This window comes from Acidovorax sp. SUPP950, assembly GCF_030158935.1.
Classification (GTDB): domain Bacteria; phylum Pseudomonadota; class Gammaproteobacteria; order Burkholderiales; family Burkholderiaceae_C; genus Paracidovorax.
In genome coordinates, this window is record NZ_BQXE01000002.1 from 690,585 (window position 1) to 705,761 (window position 15,177).

The 15,177-nt window shown below is 67.1% G+C and carries 17 protein-coding genes; 7 read left to right on the forward strand and 10 right to left on the reverse strand.

Translation table 11 applies throughout. The annotated features are described in order from the left end of the window. Window positions 1-64: 64 nt before the first annotated feature. Complete coding sequence (locus AVME950_RS12230) at window positions 65-541, forward strand: Lrp/AsnC family transcriptional regulator (RefSeq protein ID WP_272551503.1); 477 nt, start codon at window positions 65-67, stop codon at window positions 539-541. 41 nt (window positions 542-582) lie between these two features. On the opposite strand, the gene AVME950_RS12235 is transcribed toward AVME950_RS12230, so the two are convergent. Then, window positions 583-906, reverse strand: a complete 324-nt coding sequence (locus tag AVME950_RS12235; RefSeq protein ID WP_284430026.1) for a YkgJ family cysteine cluster protein — start codon at window positions 904-906, stop codon at window positions 583-585. Between the two features lie 151 nt (window positions 907-1,057). On the opposite strand from AVME950_RS12235, the gene AVME950_RS12240 reads away from it, so the two are divergent. Genes AVME950_RS12240 through AVME950_RS12250 form a run of 3 tightly spaced genes read left to right on the forward strand, consistent with a single transcriptional unit; the run spans window position 1,058 to window position 3,499 of the window. After that, a complete protein-coding gene (locus AVME950_RS12240) occupies window positions 1,058-1,372 on the forward strand; it encodes a FeoA family protein (RefSeq protein WP_284430027.1) in 315 nt (104 codons plus the stop codon). Beyond that, window positions 1,369-3,255 carry a ferrous iron transporter B gene (gene feoB / locus AVME950_RS12245; protein WP_272567822.1) on the forward strand — a complete coding sequence of 629 codons (1,887 nt, stop codon included), beginning with the start codon at window positions 1,369-1,371 and terminating at the stop codon, window positions 3,253-3,255. Before AVME950_RS12240 ends, feoB begins: the two co-directional genes overlap by 4 nt. Before the next feature lie 4 nt (window positions 3,256-3,259). Next, complete coding sequence (locus tag AVME950_RS12250) at window positions 3,260-3,499, forward strand: hypothetical protein (protein ID WP_284407067.1); 240 nt, start codon at window positions 3,260-3,262, stop codon at window positions 3,497-3,499. A 28-nt stretch (window positions 3,500-3,527) separates the two neighbouring features. On the opposite strand, the gene AVME950_RS12255 is transcribed toward AVME950_RS12250, so the two are convergent. From AVME950_RS12255 to AVME950_RS12275, 5 genes are all read right to left on the reverse strand, one after another. Continuing rightward, window positions 3,528-3,953: a DUF4087 domain-containing protein gene (locus tag AVME950_RS12255; protein WP_284430028.1), complete on the reverse strand. Its 426-nt coding sequence runs from the start codon at window positions 3,951-3,953 to the stop codon at window positions 3,528-3,530. A 90-nt stretch (window positions 3,954-4,043) separates the two neighbouring features. After that, window positions 4,044-4,505, reverse strand: a complete 462-nt coding sequence (locus AVME950_RS12260) for a hypothetical protein (protein ID WP_284430029.1) — start codon at window positions 4,503-4,505, stop codon at window positions 4,044-4,046. An 80-nt stretch (window positions 4,506-4,585) separates the two neighbouring features. Then, the gene (locus AVME950_RS12265; protein WP_284430030.1) at window positions 4,586-5,257 is read right to left on the reverse strand and encodes an HD domain-containing protein; all 672 of its coding nucleotides are present in this window, start codon (window positions 5,255-5,257) and stop codon (window positions 4,586-4,588) included. A gap of 47 nt (window positions 5,258-5,304) precedes the next feature. Further along, window positions 5,305-6,228 (reverse strand): ornithine carbamoyltransferase, encoded by a 924-nt coding sequence (gene argF / locus AVME950_RS12270; protein ID WP_272567832.1) that lies wholly within the window; start codon window positions 6,226-6,228, stop codon window positions 5,305-5,307. 10 nt (window positions 6,229-6,238) lie between these two features. After that, window positions 6,239-7,435, reverse strand: a complete 1,197-nt coding sequence (locus AVME950_RS12275; RefSeq protein WP_284430031.1) for an aspartate aminotransferase family protein — start codon at window positions 7,433-7,435, stop codon at window positions 6,239-6,241. Between the two features lie 254 nt (window positions 7,436-7,689). Here AVME950_RS12275 and AVME950_RS12280 point away from each other — a divergent pair, with 254 nt between their 5' ends. Then, the gene (locus tag AVME950_RS12280) at window positions 7,690-8,022 is read left to right on the forward strand and encodes a DUF3579 domain-containing protein (protein ID WP_284430032.1); all 333 of its coding nucleotides are present in this window, start codon (window positions 7,690-7,692) and stop codon (window positions 8,020-8,022) included. Window positions 8,023-8,274: 252 nt separating this feature from the next. Here the strand turns inward: AVME950_RS12280 and mqo are convergent, their stop codons facing one another. Both mqo and rpsT read right to left on the reverse strand, forming a co-directional pair. Continuing rightward, the gene (gene mqo / locus AVME950_RS12285; protein ID WP_284430033.1) at window positions 8,275-9,984 is read right to left on the reverse strand and encodes a malate dehydrogenase (quinone); all 1,710 of its coding nucleotides are present in this window, start codon (window positions 9,982-9,984) and stop codon (window positions 8,275-8,277) included. 301 nt (window positions 9,985-10,285) lie between these two features. Beyond that, complete coding sequence (gene rpsT / locus AVME950_RS12290; protein WP_272551520.1) at window positions 10,286-10,585, reverse strand: 30S ribosomal protein S20; 300 nt, start codon at window positions 10,583-10,585, stop codon at window positions 10,286-10,288. A gap of 183 nt (window positions 10,586-10,768) precedes the next feature. Between rpsT and murJ the strand changes: the two genes are divergently transcribed. Continuing rightward, window positions 10,769-12,334, forward strand: coding sequence for a murein biosynthesis integral membrane protein MurJ (gene murJ / locus AVME950_RS12295; protein ID WP_284430034.1), 1,566 nt, complete (start codon window positions 10,769-10,771; stop codon window positions 12,332-12,334). A gap of 73 nt (window positions 12,335-12,407) precedes the next feature. Then, window positions 12,408-13,262, forward strand: a complete 855-nt coding sequence (locus tag AVME950_RS12300; protein WP_284430035.1) for a SirB1 family protein — start codon at window positions 12,408-12,410, stop codon at window positions 13,260-13,262. A gap of 46 nt (window positions 13,263-13,308) precedes the next feature. Here AVME950_RS12300 and queF read toward each other — a convergent pair whose 3' ends face one another. Both queF and AVME950_RS12310 read right to left on the reverse strand, forming a co-directional pair. Continuing rightward, the gene (queF, locus tag AVME950_RS12305; protein WP_284430036.1) at window positions 13,309-14,154 is read right to left on the reverse strand and encodes an NADPH-dependent 7-cyano-7-deazaguanine reductase QueF; all 846 of its coding nucleotides are present in this window, start codon (window positions 14,152-14,154) and stop codon (window positions 13,309-13,311) included. A 73-nt stretch (window positions 14,155-14,227) separates the two neighbouring features. Further along, window positions 14,228-15,124 carry a 2OG-Fe(II) oxygenase gene (locus AVME950_RS12310; RefSeq protein WP_284430037.1) on the reverse strand — a complete coding sequence of 299 codons (897 nt, stop codon included), beginning with the start codon at window positions 15,122-15,124 and terminating at the stop codon, window positions 14,228-14,230. Window positions 15,125-15,177 lie beyond the last annotated feature (53 nt).

Sequence of the window (15,177 nt, forward strand, 5' to 3'; positions counted from 1 at the left end):
GTTATCCTCTGCACTGGTAAAAATTGAATAATCCATTCTTTTAAATCCGAAAACAGAACAAATCATGCAGGCCGCCTCCCTCGATCGCACCGACAAGCAATTGCTCGAAGCCCTGCAGGGCAATGCCCGGCTCACCTCGGGCGAACTGGCGCAGATGGCGCACCTGTCCCAGTCGCCTTGCTGGCGCCGGGTGAAGCGGTTGGAGGACGACGGCGTCATCAGCGGCTACCACGCGGGCCTCAACCGGCGTGCGCTGGGTTTCGGGGTGATGGCGTTCGTGATGGTGGGCATCGACCACCAGACCGAGATCTCGTCCCAGGCCTTCGAAGAGGCGGTGTGCGCGATCCCCGAGGTGGTCATGTTCCACGGCATCTCGGGCCCGGAGGACTTCATGCTCGTCGTGGTCGCGAAAGACCTGGACGCCTATTCCGAGCTGCTGCAGCGCCGCCTGCACCGCCTGCCGGGCGTGCGGCACATGCACTCGTATTTTTCGCTGCAGGAGTTCAAGGGCCAGGTCGGCGGCCTGCCTGTGCCCGCGTAGCACCAGCGGCCTGCGCCGCGGCTGGTGCGATCCATCCCCAATCAGTGGATCGCGCTGTCCGGCAGCGCCGCCAAGCCATGGCGCTGGCGTGCACGGCGGCAGGCATCGCTGCCCGCCTCGAACTCGCGGCAGGGCGAGGGCCGCCATTCGTAGATGCCGCAGGCGGCGCGCACGCCGACGGTGCCGGTGAGGGCGGCGCAGCGCGGCGACGCGTGGTCGGTGCCACGCATGCGGCGCAACTGGTCGGTCACCTCCACCACCAGGCCCTGCGGCACGCTGCCACCCGTCTCCTGCGATTCATGCACCGAGAAATCGACACGGAAACTGGCGCAGCACGCGCCGCAGCTCAGGCAGGGATGGGTCATGGCAGGGGGGCATATCGGCGCAAAACCGGCATTGTGCGGGCTCGGGCGCATGGGCTGGCCCGGCAGCGCATCGCATCCGGGGCTGATGCGCCTCAAGCCGGCCGAAAGGATGCGGCCTAAAATGAGAACTAAACTCATTCATAACAATCCGATGAAGATGACTGAAGAATCTTCGGGCCCTGCGCTGGCCCCAGGCACCGCCTTGCCCGCCGCCACGGGCCTGGACCGCCTCCCGCGGCAGGTGCACGCCCATGTGACGGCGCTGCAGCCGGCCCGCAACGAACAGGAACGCGCGGTGATCCAGCGCCTCATGGAAATCGGCTTTCTGCCCGGCGAGCCCGTGCGCGTGGTGGCCAGCGGCTTCCCCGGCGGCGATCCCCTGGCCGTGCGCGTGGGACAGGCCACCTTCGCACTGCGCCGCCACGAGGCCGCGCTGGTGCTTGTGCAGGCCGGAGCGCCCGCATGAGCGGGGCCGCCACGTCGCCCCTGCGCATCGCGCTGCTGGGCAATCCCAACTGCGGCAAGACCGCCCTGTTCAACCTGCTCACCGGCGCCCGCCAGAAGGTGGCCAACTACGCCGGCGTGACCGTCGAGCGCAAGGAAGGCCTGCTGCACACCGCCAGCGGCCGCCGCGTGCGCGTGCTGGACCTGCCCGGTGCCTACAGCCTGAACGCCCACAGCGCCGACGAAGCCGTCACGCGCGACATCGTCACCGGCGAGCGGCCCGGCGAGGCCGTGCCCGACCTGCTGGTCTGCGTGACCGATGCCACCCACCTGCGCCTGAACCTGCGCCTGGTGCTGGAGGCCCGCGCGCTGGGGCTGCCGATGGTGCTGGTGCTCAACATGAGCGACATGGCGGCGCGCCAGCGCATCGAGATCGACCGCGAAGCGCTCTCACGCGAACTCGGCATGCCGGTGCTGTCCACCGTGGGCGTGCGCAGCGACGGCGCGCAGGAATTGCTGCAGTGGCTCGACACCCAGGCGCCGCAGGCGCTGGCGGGCACGGCGTCCGTGCACCGGGCGGTGGGCGTGGACCTGCGCGCCCAGGTGCTGCAGCTGCACCAGGAGGTGCGCCGCATCATGGCCGCCGCCGTGCGCGAGCCCGCGGTCAGCCTGCGCAACGACGACCGCATCGATGCCGTGGTGCTCCACCCGGTGTGGGGCCTGCTGCTGCTGGCCGTCACGCTGTTCCTCATGTTCCAGGCCGTGTTCAGCTGGGCCGCGATGCCCATGGACGCCATCAAAGCCGGCGTGGACGGGCTGTCGGCCTGGATCAATGCGCACATGGCCGACGGCGTGCTGCGCAGCCTGCTCACCGACGGCATCCTGGCGGGTGCGGGCGGGGTGCTGGTGTTCCTGCCGCAGATCCTGATCCTGTTCTTCTTCATCCTGGCACTGGAAGACTCCGGCTACCTGCCGCGCGCGGCCTTCCTGCTCGACCGCGTCATGGGCACGGTGGGGCTGTCGGGGCGGTCGTTCATTCCGTTGCTGTCGAGTTTTGCCTGCGCTGTGCCCGGCGTGATGGCCACGCGTTCGATCACCCACTGGCGCGACCGGCTGGTCACGATCATGATCGCGCCCCTCATGACCTGCTCCGCGCGCCTGCCGGTGTATGCCCTGCTCATCGGTGCGTTCATCCCCGAGCAGACCGTGGGCGGCGTGTTCAACCTGCAGGGGCTGGTGCTGTTCGCGCTGTACTTCGGCGGCATCGTGAGCGCCATGGCCGTGGCGGCGGTCGCCCGCCTCGCGCGCCGTGGCGCCGGCCACGCGCCGCTGCTGATGGAACTGCCCGCCTACCGCTGGCCCAGTGTGCGCAGCCTGGCACAGGGCCTGTACGAGCGCGCGCTGATCTTCATCCGCCGCGTGGGCGGCATCATCCTGGCCGTCACCATCCTGCTGTGGTTCCTGTCCACCTATCCCGCGCCGCCCGAGGGCGCCACCGGCGCGGCCATCCAGTACAGCTTCGCTGGCCGCATCGGCAGCGTGCTGGAGGTGCTGGTGGCGCCGATCGGCTTCAACTGGCAGATCGCCATCGCCCTGGTGCCCGGCATGGCCGCGCGCGAAGTGGCGGTGGGGGCGCTGGGCACCGTGTATGCCCTCTCGGCCACGGGCGAGGAAGTGGCCACCCAACTGGGCCCGCTGATCGCCCAGAGCTGGTCGCTGGCCACGGCGCTGTCGCTGCTGGCGTGGTTCGTCTTCGCGCCGCAGTGCATCTCGACCATCGCCGCCGTGCGCCGCGAGACCAACAGCTGGCGCTATCCGCTGCTGATGACCGGCTACCTGTTCGCGCTGGCGTACGCCGCCAGCTTCATCACGTATCGCCTGGCCCTGGCGCTGGGAGGAGGCTGAGCCCATGGCCCAGGAAATCATCGTCGGCGTGATCGTCGCCCTCGCCGTGGCCTACATGGTGTGGAAGTGGATGCCCGCCCGCTGGCGCGCCCGCCTGGACCGCGTGCACCCGGCGTTGGCGCAGTCGAGCAGTTGCGGGGGCTGCAGCAGCTGCGATTCGGGCGGCTGCGGAACGGGCGGCGGTGCGGTGGGCCAGGAGCAGGTCGTGCAGATGCCGGGCAGCCGTTCTTCGGTGCCGAAGTAGGGCGGCATCGGCGGAACGCCCCCATGTTTCATGGCTGGCGCAGAGGGTTTTCCGGCTCCTTTCCCATCAGCGCCTTGTCGCGTCGGCAGGTCTTCAGGGGCAACGCACGCCACGAGACGATTCGGGTCACTTCCTGCGTATCGGCGCGCGTGCTGCTTTCGAGGCACGCGCAACCGTATCCTGCGCTGCCCGATCCGGTTGCCACCCACCTGTTTTGGGGAAACACGGGCCAGTCACCTTCGGCTTGGTGGCCGCCCTGCATTCCCACCGTCCATTCCCCCGCTTTGTCCACTAGCGTTGCATTTCCGGGTGTCGGCTGATCGAACCAGCCACAGCGGGTGGTCGTGGCCTGTGACGCTGCGGTTGCAACGTGGCAGGCAATCGCCAATGCAGGCATCGAAATGAAGGCTGCGATTTTGGCGTGATGCAAGCGTTGCGGCAGGCAAATGGTCATGGCGTGATGGTGATGGCAGCCCCGGTCCGATGCGCTTTTCTGACAAGCCATTCGAAGGAATGCTTTGGTGCGTTAAACCTCCAGACCGGCTCAGGGCCGGGCCGGCTTGCGGGCATCGAATGGAAAGCTGCTTTCCAGGATGTCGGTGCAGGCTTCGCACCGCATAAAGTAGGTCGCTCCCCGGGCCGTGATCGCGCCCCACCCCGTCCAGTTGTCGATGGAGACTTTGGCGATTCGGCCATCCTGGAATATCACCCTGGCCTGTGCGTTGCAATCGCCGGTCTGCAGTTCCTGGCTGTATGGATACTCGCTGCGGAACCGGGCATTCGCCAAAAAGAAACGCACCCTTTTCTCGTCGATCGCTAGGTGCCCGCAGTCGGCCTCCGCGCCGAAACCCTTGGCAGTGCGGTCCTGCACCACGACTGACTTGATCGGGCCGAGGCGGTATTTCTTGGGCTGGAGCGTCTTGTCGAAATCGCTCGTGGGGGCGGCGAAAGAAGCGATGCATGCGCATGCAAAAAGGGCCGAAGCCAGGAAGTGCTTGATGGTCATTACCGTATGGCCCTGGATGTTTCGGCTCTCATTCGGCGGTTCTCCTGTCGGGTTCGGTGGCGCCAGACGCTGTTCGAAAATCATTCGCCGAACAGCACACCCCGCCCCAGCGCCGCAACGGCCTGCTGGAGATTGGCACGTGCCTGCGCTTCGCGTTGCGCCCTGAACCAGGGGGTCGCGTAGACGTGTGGCCGATCCATGAACGACCGCAGCACCGCGGTGCGCCCCGCCACGTAGCGCGGCCAGCATACGAACCGGTATTCGCGCCGCACGTTGCGCTCGAATTCGCCATACACCTCGGGCGGGGCGCCCAGCACGGCGAGATCGATGTCCACCACCCAGCACGCGTCGCCCTCCAGTGGCGCATCGGGGTTGTGGCGCGTGTCCATGATGTGGCGCTCCACCGTCTGCACCAGGCCCTCGGGCAACCGCTGGGACAGCAGGAACCGACGCGCCCATTGCGCGCTGCGTTCTTCGTTGTGCCCGCTCCAGGGCCAGTAGATCGCGTCGTGGAACCACAGGGCCAGTTCGACCGCGTGCGGCTGCTGCAGCGCCGTCGGCTGGGCAGCCTGCACGGCCTCCAGGTGCAGGAGGCAGGCGTGCAGGTGGCGGGTGTCGTGGTAGGCGCGGGGCCAGCGGCTCCAGTGGCGCAGCAGGCGCCGGCCCTCGGCGGCCCATGCGGGGCCGGCACGCTCCAGCGCGGTGCCCAGGGCCTGCCAGCGCACCAGCAGTTCACCTTGGCTGGGCTTCATGCGGCGGCGGTTGGGGCGGAGGAGGGCGTGGCGATTTCGGCTATCTATCAGCTGGTGATGCGGCCGAGCAGCAGGTATTCCATGAGTGCCTTCTGCGCATGCATGCGGTTTTCGGCCTCGTCCCACACCACGGACTGCGGGCCGTCGATCACGTCGGCCTCGACTTCCTCGCCACGGTGGGCGGGCAGGCAGTGCATGAACAGGGCGTCCGGCTTGGCCGCCGCCATCATTTCGGCATCGACGCACCAGTCGGCAAAGGCCTTCTTGCGCTCTTCGTTCTCGGCCTCGTAGCCCATGCTGGTCCACACGTCGGTGGTCACCAGGTCGGCGCCGGCACAGGCTTCGAGTGGATTGCTATAAAACTTATAGCTATCTGCCCTAGAACCATTTGCGCCGAGGGCCAATTTCTCATTGATCTCGTAGCCGCGCGGCGTGCTCACGTGCACGGTGAAGCCCAGCAGCTCGGCCGCCTGCAGCCAGGTGTTGGCCATGTTGTTGCCATCGCCCACCCAGGCGACGGTCTTGCCCCGGATGGTGCCGCGGTGCTCGATGTACGTGAAGATGTCCGCGAGGATCTGGCAGGGATGGAACTCGTTCGTCAGCCCGTTGATGACCGGCACGCGGGAGTGGGCAGCGAAGGCCTCGATCTTGGTCTGCTCGTAGGTGCGGATCATCACCAGATCCACCATGCGGCTGATGACCTTCGCGCTGTCCTCGATGGGCTCGGCGCGGCCCAGCTGGCTGTCGCCGGTGGTCAGGTGCACCACGCTGCCGCCCAGCTGGTACATGCCGGCCTCAAAGCTCACGCGGGTGCGCGTGCTGGCCTTCTCGAAAATCATGGCCAGTGTGCGGTCGGTCAGCGGGTGGTGCTTCTCGTAGCTCTTGAACTTGCCCTTGATGACGGCCGCGCGGCTGAACAGGTAGGCGTACTCGTCGGCGGTGAGATCGTTGAATTGCAGGTAATGCTTCATAACGGAACGTTCATTCGGCGAGCAGCGCCTTGACCAGGGGAACCAGCAGGGCCACGATTTCGTCGGCCTCGGCCTGGGTGAGGATGAGCGACGGCACCATGCGGATCACGGTGTCGGCCGTCACGGACAGCAGCAGGCCGGCTTCCATCGCGCGGCCCATGAGCGCGCCGCAGGGCTTGGTCAGTTCCACGCCGATCATCAGGCCCTGGCCGCGGATTTCCTTCACGCCGGGCAGGCCGCCCAGTTCGCGCTCCAGCGCGGCCTTCAGGTGCGCGCCCACGACGGCGGCGTTCTGCAGCAGGCCGTCCTCTTCCATGATGCGGATGGTTTCCACCCCGGCGCGCATGGCCAGCGGATTGCCGCCGAAGGTGGTGCCGTGGTTGCCGGGCGCGAAGATGTTCGCGGCCTTGGGGCCGGCCACGACGGCGCCGATCGGCACGCCCGAGCCCAGGCCCTTGGCCAGGGGCATCACGTCCGGCACGATGCCGGCCCACTGGTGCGCGAACCACTTGCCGGTGCGGCCCATGCCGCACTGCACCTCGTCGATCATCATCAGCCAGTCGCGCTCGTCGCACAGTTGGCGCAGCTGCTGCAGGTAGTCGATGCGCATGGGGTTCACGCCGCCTTCGCCCTGGATGGTCTCGAAGAACACGGCCACCACGTTCGGGTTGCCTTCGGTGGCTTGCCGGATGGCGTCGATGTCGTTCATCGGCACGCGGATGAAGCCCTCCACCAGCGGGCCGAATCCGGCCTGCACCTTGGGATTGCCGGTGGCCGACAGCGTGGCGATCGAGCGGCCGTGGAAGGCTTTTTCATAGACCACGACCACGGGCTTGTCGATGCCCTTGTCGTGGCCGAACTTGCGGGCCAGCTTCAGCGCGGCTTCGTTGGCTTCGAGGCCCGAGTTGCAGAAGAAGACGTTGGTCATGCCCGAGCGCTCCACCAGCTGGGCGGCCAGTTGCTCCTGCAGGGGCACGTGGTAGTAGTTGGAGCTGTGGATCAGCTTGGCGATCTGCTCCTGCAGCGCGGGCACCAGCTTGGGGTGGTTGTGGCCCACCGTGTTGACCGCGATGCCGCCGAGCGCGTCGATGTATTGCTTGCCGTTCACGTCCCACACGCGCACGCCCTGGCCACGTTCCAGCGCGATCGGCAGGCGGCCGTAGGTGTTCATCACGTGGGGCGAGGCGGCCGGGGCGGAAGCGGTCATGCGGAAATCTCCAGAGAAGGGCAGTGCGAAAGGGGGAGGGGGCTGAGCCGGCTCGTGGCCGGCAAAACGAAGCACGATTCTAGGGGCAGGGCTTTGCATGGCTGTTGACGATTGCGCATCACAGCCATGCGCTGGCCAGCGCCGATCCAGGGGTCTTTGGATGGGTTAGCTCTTATATAAGAGTTAGAATGCCGGCCTGTGGCGCGCCATGCGGCGATCCTGCGGCGACTTCCCCCCAACGACCCCCGATCCTGATGGTTTCCCCCACCTCCAAAGAAGTTTTCATCCAGGGCATCACCCTCGACGGGAAAACCTTCCGCCCCAGCGACTGGGCGGAGCGCCTGGCGGGGGTCATGAGCCAGTTCCGTCCCGGTGGCGCCCGCCCCGGCAGCCACCTGAGCTATTCGCCCTGGTGCGTGCCCACCACGCTCAATGGCATCAAGTGCGTGATCGTGCACCGCGACCTGCAGGGCCACGAACCCATGGCCTGGGATTTCGTCATGAACTTCGCGCGCGACAACCAGTTGCAGGTGGCCGAGGCCTGTCTGCTGCCCGACGAAGCGCCCGGTACCGCCCGCAAAGGCTGACGGCGCCATGCCCCAGCGCCCCGGCATCAGGGGCGGCCGAAAAGAATGTCAAAGGCCCCTTCGGGGTCTTTTTTCATGGGTGTCGGAAGGCGGGCTGGGGAGCGCCTTGCGATCCGCGCTTTCGAGGCCCGACCCAATCCGAGTCGACCCACCGCAGATGGCCTGCGCCGCCATGGAAAAAGCCCCGCACTGCGGCGTCGCAGTCGCGGGGCGATCAGGCGCGGCCGGAGCCGCGCAGGCGGGGCGCAGGCGTCAGAGCGCCTGCATTTCCTTGTTCGTCTTGGGGCCTGCGGCCTCCGGCGCCTTGGGCTGCGCGGGCGCTGCGCCGGCCGCCGTCGCCGCCGTCTTGCCCAGGGTGGCCGGCACGTCCAGGTAGGGCAGGTGCAGGGCGCTGCTGGTCATGCGGCGGATCTCATTGGTCAGGGCCGGGTCTTCGTTGAGCTTGCGGCCGTAGGAAGGAATGATCTCCTTCAGGCGCGCCTTCCAGCCGGTGTCCGTCATCTGCTGGGGGAAGGCCTTGGCCATCAGGTTCAGCATGATGTGCGGGGCGGTGGAGGCACCGGGCGATGCGCCCATCAGGGCGGCGATGGTGCCGTCCTTGTCGGACACGATCTCGGTGCCGAACTGCAGCACCGCGCCCTCCTTGGGGTCGCGCTTGATGACCTGAACGCGCTGGCCCGCGGTGATGAGCTTCCAGTCTTCGCGCTTGGCGTTGGGGAAGTAATCCTGCAGCGCGCGCTGGCGGTCGTCATCGGTCAGCTCGGCCTGTTGTAGCAGGTACTTGACCAGGTCCAGGTTGTGGATGCCCACGCGCAGCATGCCCACCAGGTTGTCGTGCGTGACGGAAGAGAACAGGTCGAACCAGGAGCCCTGCTTGAGGAATTTGCTGGTGGCCAGCGCGAACGGTCCGAACAGCACGACGGGCTGGCCGTCCATATTCCGGGCGTCCAGATGAGGCACCGACATCGGGGGCGAGCCCGTGGCGGCCTTGCCGTACGCCTTCACCGTATGGCGGGCGGTCAGTGCGGGGTTCTCGATGGACAGGAACTGGCCCCCCACCGGGAAGCCGGCGTAATCCTTCGATTCGGGAATGCCCGAGGCCTGCAGCAACTGCAGCGCGGCGCCGCCGGCACCCACGAAGACGAACTTGGCCTTGACGGTCCGCTCCTTGCCGCCGTCGCCCAGGTGGGCCACGGTCACGTTCCAGGTCTTGTCGTCGTTCTGGCGCAGCGCACGCACTTCGTTTTGCAGGTGCAGCTGGAAGTTGGGGCTCTTGCGCAGGCCCTGGACCAGCTGGCTGGTCACGGCGCCGTAGTTGACATCGGTGCCCAGGGGCATGAAGGTGGCGGCCACCTTCTGCTTGGGGTCGCGCCCTTCGATCATCAGGGGCGCCCACTTCTGGATCTGCGCCTGGTCTTCCGAGTACTCCATGCCGTAGAACAGGGGGTTCTTGACCAGGGCCTCCCGGCGCTTGCGCAGGTATTCGATGTTTTCGTCACCCCAGACGAAGCTCATGTGCGGCGTGGGGTTCACAAAGGTTTCGGGCGACTGCATGTTGCCGCGGCCGATCTGGTGCGCCCAGAACTGGCGCGACACCTCGAACTGCTCGGCGATGCCGACGGCGCGCTTGGTCTCGATCGTGCCATCGGGCAGCTCGGGCGTGTAGTTCAGTTCCGCGAAGCCCGAATGGCCCGTGCCCGCGTTGTTCCAGCCATTGGAGCTTTCCAGCGCCACGCCGTCCAGGCGCTCGAACACTTCGATCTTCCAATCCGGCTGCAGCTCCTGCAGGTAGGTGGCGAGCGTGGCGCTCATCACGCCCGCGCCCACCATCACGACGTCGACGGGCTGGTCGTTCTCGGCAGGAGGAACGGAGCGGGGAAAGAGCGGCCAGTACAGGAACAGGACGGCCGCAAGGATCAGCACCACAACGGCGCCGAACAACGCTTTGATCGACTTTTTCATAGATTTGGTTGGACTGATTGCAATTGAAAAGCCTGCGCAATCGGCAGGCTTTCGCTTATCAAAAATTGACGCTCCCTGACATCGGGAATTGTCCCATTAGGTAAAGACCCTGACAAAAATCAAAGTTTCACGAAATCGGCCCGAGAAAAAGGGGATCACCCGCCGCAAACCCGCATGGATATTGGGTTGGCCGTCTTTCAGGCACAAAAAAACCGCCCGAAGGCGGTTCTTTCGTTTTGCTGACAGCGCACCCGTTACAAACGGCGGACGGCAGGGCCGTCCGGGCTGTTTGCCTGAAAGGTCAGGCGGCTAGGGCCAGGGTTTTCACCTTGGCGGACAGGCGGCTCTTGTCGCGAGCGGCCTTGTTCTTGTGGAAGATGCCCTTGTCGGCGATGGTGTCGACGACGGCTTGCATCTTCGCAAACAGTTCGGTGGCCTTGGTCTTGTCGCCGGCCAGGACGGCCTTCTCGACATTCTTGACCGCGGTACGGTACTTGGAGCGCAGCGAGGTGTTCGCGGCGTTCAGCTTGACGTCCTGGCGGACGCGCTTGCGGCCGGAGGCGAGACGGGGGTTCTTTTTCTTGGGCTTGGCAGATGCCATGGTAAATTTTCCTTAAGTGTCTGAGGATGATGTCAGCAAAGCCCGCGATTATAGCCCAGCGACTTGGGGTAGGGCCGCCGGGGTCTTTCGAAGCGATACAAGCGGCGCCCTTCGGTGAAGCCTCAAGGGCTGGCATTCCAAGGACCGCGGGCCGGGTGGAGCGCAGCGCATACACTCGCGGCCGTGTCCCTGTTCAAAGCCGCCTCCACCGTTTCCCTGCTGACCCTGGCCTCCCGCGTGACGGGCCTGGTGCGCGATCTGCTGATGGCCTCGCTGTTCGGGGCCAACGCGCTCACCGACGCCTTCAACGTCGCTTTCCGCATTCCCAACCTGTTTCGCCGGCTGTTCGCCGAAGGGGCCTTCAGCCAGGCCTTCGTGCCCGTGCTCGCGGCGCACAAGGCCCAGCACGGCGACGATGCCACGCGCCGGCTCATCGCCAGCGTCGCGACGGTGCTGTTCTGGGTGCTGCTGCTGACCTGCGTGCTGGGCGTGCTGGGGGCGCCGCTGCTGGTGTGGCTGCTCGCCAGCGGCCTGCGCCAGAGCGCGGGCGGTTTCGATGCCGCCGTGGTCATGACGCGCTGGATGTTCCCCTACATCGGCTTCATGTCGATGGTGGCGCTCTCGGCCGGCGTGCTCAACACCTGGAAGCGCTTTGCCGTGCCGGCGGCCACGCCGGTGCTGCTCAACGTCTGCATGATCGCCGCCGCCTGGCTGGGCGCGCCGCAGCTGGCCGCGCGCGGCATCGAGCCCATCTATGCCATGGCCGGCGGCGTGATGCTCGGCGGCATCACGCAACTGGCGGTGCAACTGCCCGCGCTGTTCCGGCTGGGCCTGCTGCCGCGCATCGGGCTCACTCCCGGGGCCATTCGCACGGCGTGGCACGACCCGGGCGTTCGCCGCATCCTCACCCTGATGGGCCCGGCATTGCTGGGCGTGGGCGTGGCGCAGATCTCGCTCATGATCAACACGCAGATCGCCTCGTACCTCGCGCCGGGCAGCGTGACCTGGCTGTTCTACGCCGACCGGCTCATGGAGTTTCCCACCTCGCTGCTGGGCGTGGCGCTGGGCGTGGTGCTGACGCCGCAGCTGGCGGCCGCCAAGGCGGCCGGCGATGCCGCCCGCTATTCGTCCATGCTCGACTGGGGGCTGCGCATCGTCGTGGTGCTGTCCGTGCCGTGCGCGGTGGGCCTGCTTACCTTTGCCGAGCCCCTGGTGGCCACGCTGTTCCACCATGGCGCGCTGCAGGACAGCGACGTCGGCCAGATCGCCCTGGCCCTGGCCGGCTACGGCGCGGGGCTGCTGGGCCTGGTGGCCATCAAGGTGCTGGCGCCCGGCTACTACGCCAGCCAGGACATCCGCACGCCGGTGCGCATTGCCATCGTGGTGCTGGTGGTCACGCAGCTCCTGAACGCCGCGCTAGTGCCGCTGATCGACCATGCGGGCCTTGCGCTGTCCATAGGCCTCGGGGCGCTGATCAATGCGCTGTGGCTGCTGATCGGCCTGCTGCGGCGCGGCACCTACCAGCCCCAGCCCGGATGGGCCCGGCTGGCGCTGCAGGTGGTGGCCGCCAGCGCCCTGCTGGCGGTGCTGCTGATGTGGGGCGCGCGCCATTTCGACTGGCTGGCCCTGCGGGCGCACGAGGGGCAGCGCGCCGGGCTCCTGGCCCTGTTGATGGGCGGCGCGGCAGTGCTGTATTTCGGGGCGCTCTGGGCGGCGGGCCTCAAGCTGCGCGAACTGCTGCGCCGCTGACCGCCTTCGCGCCGGGTTTCTTCCCTTCGGAACCCCGCTTGACGCGGCCCGGCACGCCCCTTACAACCCTCCAATGGCCCTGAGCTATTCACTTCCCACTCCGCTGGAGTACTTCGCCACGCTGGTGCGCAGCGACGACCAGTTTCCCCTGCTGGAGGCGGCGGCGTCCATCGCGCAGGACGAGTATCCCGAGCTGGACGTACAGCAGTTGCTCGGCGACGTGGATCAGCTCCTTGCCCGGCTGCGCCGGCGGTTGCCCGCCGATGCGTCGTCGCTGCAGCGCCTGCGCTCGCTCAACCAGTTCTTCTTCGGCGACCTGGGCTTCGCGGGCAACGTCAACGATTACTACGACCCCGAGAACAGCTACCTCAATGCCGTGCTGCGCACGCGGCGGGGCATTCCGATTTCGCTGGCGCTGGTGTGGATGGAACTGGCCCAGGGGCTGGACCTGCATGCGCGCGGCGTCTCGTTTCCCGGTCACTTCATGATCAAGGTGCTGCTGCCCAAGGGGCAGGTGGTGATGGACCCGACCACGGGCCAGTCGCTGTCGCGGGAAGAGCTGTCCGAGCGCCTGGAGCCCTACCGGCACCGCAGCAACGGCCTGGTGGACGACTACGACATTCCGCTGGGCCTGTACCTGCAGGCGGCGCCGCCGCGCGATGTGATCGCGCGCATGCTGCGCAACCTCAAGGAGATCCACCGCTCGCAAAAGGACTGGGCGCGGCTGGTCGCCGTGCAGGACCGGCTCATCGTGCTGCTGCCCGACGCCTGGGGCGAGTGGCGGGACCGGGGCCTGGCCCATGCGGAGCGGGGCGACACGGCATTGGCCGTGGCCGACCTGGAGACGTACCTGGCGCGCGTGGAAGACGGGCTCGACATCGACGCCATCGCCGAGCGCGTGAGCCTGCTGCGCCGCGCCAGCAACTGAGGCGCAGCGCAGCGGCAACGGCGCCACCAGGGTTCTGTTGGCCCTCTTACTGGCGCGCCGTGCGCACGTTGGGCGGCAGGGCTTGCGGGTGGCTGGTGCGCAGCGGATTGATGTCCAGCCCGCCGCGGCGCGTGTAGCGCGCATACACCGACAGCTTGATCGGCTTGCAGCGCGTCCACACGTCCATGAAGATGCGCTCCACGCACTGCTCGTGGAATTCGTTGTGGTTGCGAAAGCTCACCAGGTACTGCAGCAGCCCGGCCTGGTCGATCTGCGGGCCGCTGTAGTGGATGCGCACGCTGCCCCAGTCCGGCTGGCCGGTCACCAGGCAGTTGCTTTTGAGCAGGTGGCTCGTGAGCGCCTCGGTCACCGGCGTCTCGGCATGGTTGGCCGACAGCAGCTCGGGGGCCGGCGTGTACTGCGTGCATTCCACGTCCAGGCGGTCGAGCAGCAAGCCGTCCAGTTCCTGCACGGGCTCGCGGTCGAACAGCTCGGGTTGCAGCAGCTTCACGCCCACCGTGCCGGCATGGGCCGCCCCGCGCCAGACGGCTTCGCTCACGTCGGCGCGGATGCGGGCCTGCACCTCGGCGGCGTCCGTGAAGCGCGTGTTGTTGAAACTGTTCAGGTAGAGCTTGAACGACTTGCTCTCGACGATGTTCGGCGTCTCGCACGGCACCGTCACATGGGCGATCGCCACCTGCGGTTTGCCGCGCGGGTTGAGCCAGGAGAGCTCGAACGCCGTCCACAGGTCGGCGCCGAAGAAGGGCGGTGTGTCGCCGATGCCGATCTCCGCCCGCTTGCCGGCCCGGGGAATCGGAAAGAGCAGGGCGGCGTCGTATTGGTCCGCATAGGCGGATGCGCGGCCCAACTGCGATTGTTCGGGGGTGTTCATGGAACTCCGTGTTTCTGTTTGCTATTAATTTAATAGCTATGGAGGCAATGAGAACTAGGGCGTCAAGCCGATTTCATTCGAACTTGCGTTCGCGCAGCCATTTGGTGGCGATCCACTTCTCGCCAGCGATCACCGGCGCGCCGCCGTGCAGCGTGCGCGTGGACGGGTGGGGGCGCTCGTAGCTGAAGAACACCGCGTTGCCCTGGCGCGGCGCGATCTCCAGGTGCACGTCGGGGAAGGTGGTGCCGCCGCCCTTGTCCGGGTTGTTCAGGTAGATCACCAGCGTGGCCACCCGCTGCCCGCCGCGGCGCAGGATGGTCGGCGTGCCGGGCTCGGCAGGGTCGAAGTAGTCGTAGTGGGGCTTGTATTCCGCGCCCGGGCGGTAGTGCAGCACCTGCAGGCCTTCGCCGTTTTCCAGCGGCCAGTTCACCAGCTTGGCGATGCGCTCTTCCAGGAGGCGCACCACCGCGTTCTCGCCGATCTGGAAGAACATGCCGTCGCTCGTGCGGTCGTCGTTCACCTCTTCGCCGCCCGTTCGCGTGGCCACGGTGAGCGAGCGCGCCATGCGCGGTTCGGCTTCGGCGATCAGCGCTTCGCAGTCCTCGGGCGAGAGCAGGTTGCCGAACAGCACCACGCGGGGCTGGGCCATGGACATGAGCACCTCGACCTGGCGGTCGCCCACGTCGATGAAGAGCGGCGATTCGCCCACGGCTGGCTCGGGCACGCGGGAGGCGGGAGGCTGCCCCTGCTGCACCGCCAGCGCTTCCAGGTGGTCGCGCAGCACATGCTCCATGGCATGCGCGGCCACGTCCTCCCGCCAGCCCGCGTCGAGCATGGACTGGAGCACCACCGGCGCCTGAAAACCGGCCTGGGCCTGCGCGATGATCCATTCGCGCAGCTCCGGCGTCACGGATTGGGACGGGGCATCGGCCGGGGCGGAGGAGGTGGTCTGGCGGGAACGTGCGGGCATGGCGTGGTGGGCGTCAGTGGCGTTGGCGTTGGCGTTTCGGGAAGAGGAATCCA

Coding starts and splice junctions, on each gene's coding strand:
- AVME950_RS12240 (WP_284430027.1), top strand. CDS start 1,058: ATGAAGATGACTGAAGAATCTTCGGGCCCTGCGCTGGCCCCAGGCACC.
- AVME950_RS12255 (WP_284430028.1), bottom strand. CDS start 3,953: ATGACCATTTGCCTGCCGCAACGCTTGCATCACGCCAAAATCGCAGCC.
- AVME950_RS12265 (WP_284430030.1), bottom strand. CDS start 5,257: ATGAAGCCCAGCCAAGGTGAACTGCTGGTGCGCTGGCAGGCCCTGGGC.
- AVME950_RS12260 (WP_284430029.1), bottom strand. CDS start 4,505: ATGACCATCAAGCACTTCCTGGCTTCGGCCCTTTTTGCATGCGCATGC.
- AVME950_RS12235 (WP_284430026.1), bottom strand. CDS start 906: ATGACCCATCCCTGCCTGAGCTGCGGCGCGTGCTGCGCCAGTTTCCGT.
- AVME950_RS12230 (WP_272551503.1), top strand. CDS start 65: ATGCAGGCCGCCTCCCTCGATCGCACCGACAAGCAATTGCTCGAAGCC.
- mqo (WP_284430033.1), bottom strand. CDS start 9,984: ATGAAAAAGTCGATCAAAGCGTTGTTCGGCGCCGTTGTGGTGCTGATC.
- AVME950_RS12250 (WP_284407067.1), top strand. CDS start 3,260: ATGGCCCAGGAAATCATCGTCGGCGTGATCGTCGCCCTCGCCGTGGCC.
- feoB (WP_272567822.1), top strand. CDS start 1,369: ATGAGCGGGGCCGCCACGTCGCCCCTGCGCATCGCGCTGCTGGGCAAT.
- queF (WP_284430036.1), bottom strand. CDS start 14,154: ATGAACACCCCCGAACAATCGCAGTTGGGCCGCGCATCCGCCTATGCG.
- argF (WP_272567832.1), bottom strand. CDS start 6,228: ATGAAGCATTACCTGCAATTCAACGATCTCACCGCCGACGAGTACGCC.
- AVME950_RS12275 (WP_284430031.1), bottom strand. CDS start 7,435: ATGACCGCTTCCGCCCCGGCCGCCTCGCCCCACGTGATGAACACCTAC.
- AVME950_RS12310 (WP_284430037.1), bottom strand. CDS start 15,124: ATGCCCGCACGTTCCCGCCAGACCACCTCCTCCGCCCCGGCCGATGCC.
- rpsT (WP_272551520.1), bottom strand. CDS start 10,585: ATGGCATCTGCCAAGCCCAAGAAAAAGAACCCCCGTCTCGCCTCCGGC.
- AVME950_RS12280 (WP_284430032.1), top strand. CDS start 7,690: ATGGTTTCCCCCACCTCCAAAGAAGTTTTCATCCAGGGCATCACCCTC.
- AVME950_RS12300 (WP_284430035.1), top strand. CDS start 12,408: ATGGCCCTGAGCTATTCACTTCCCACTCCGCTGGAGTACTTCGCCACG.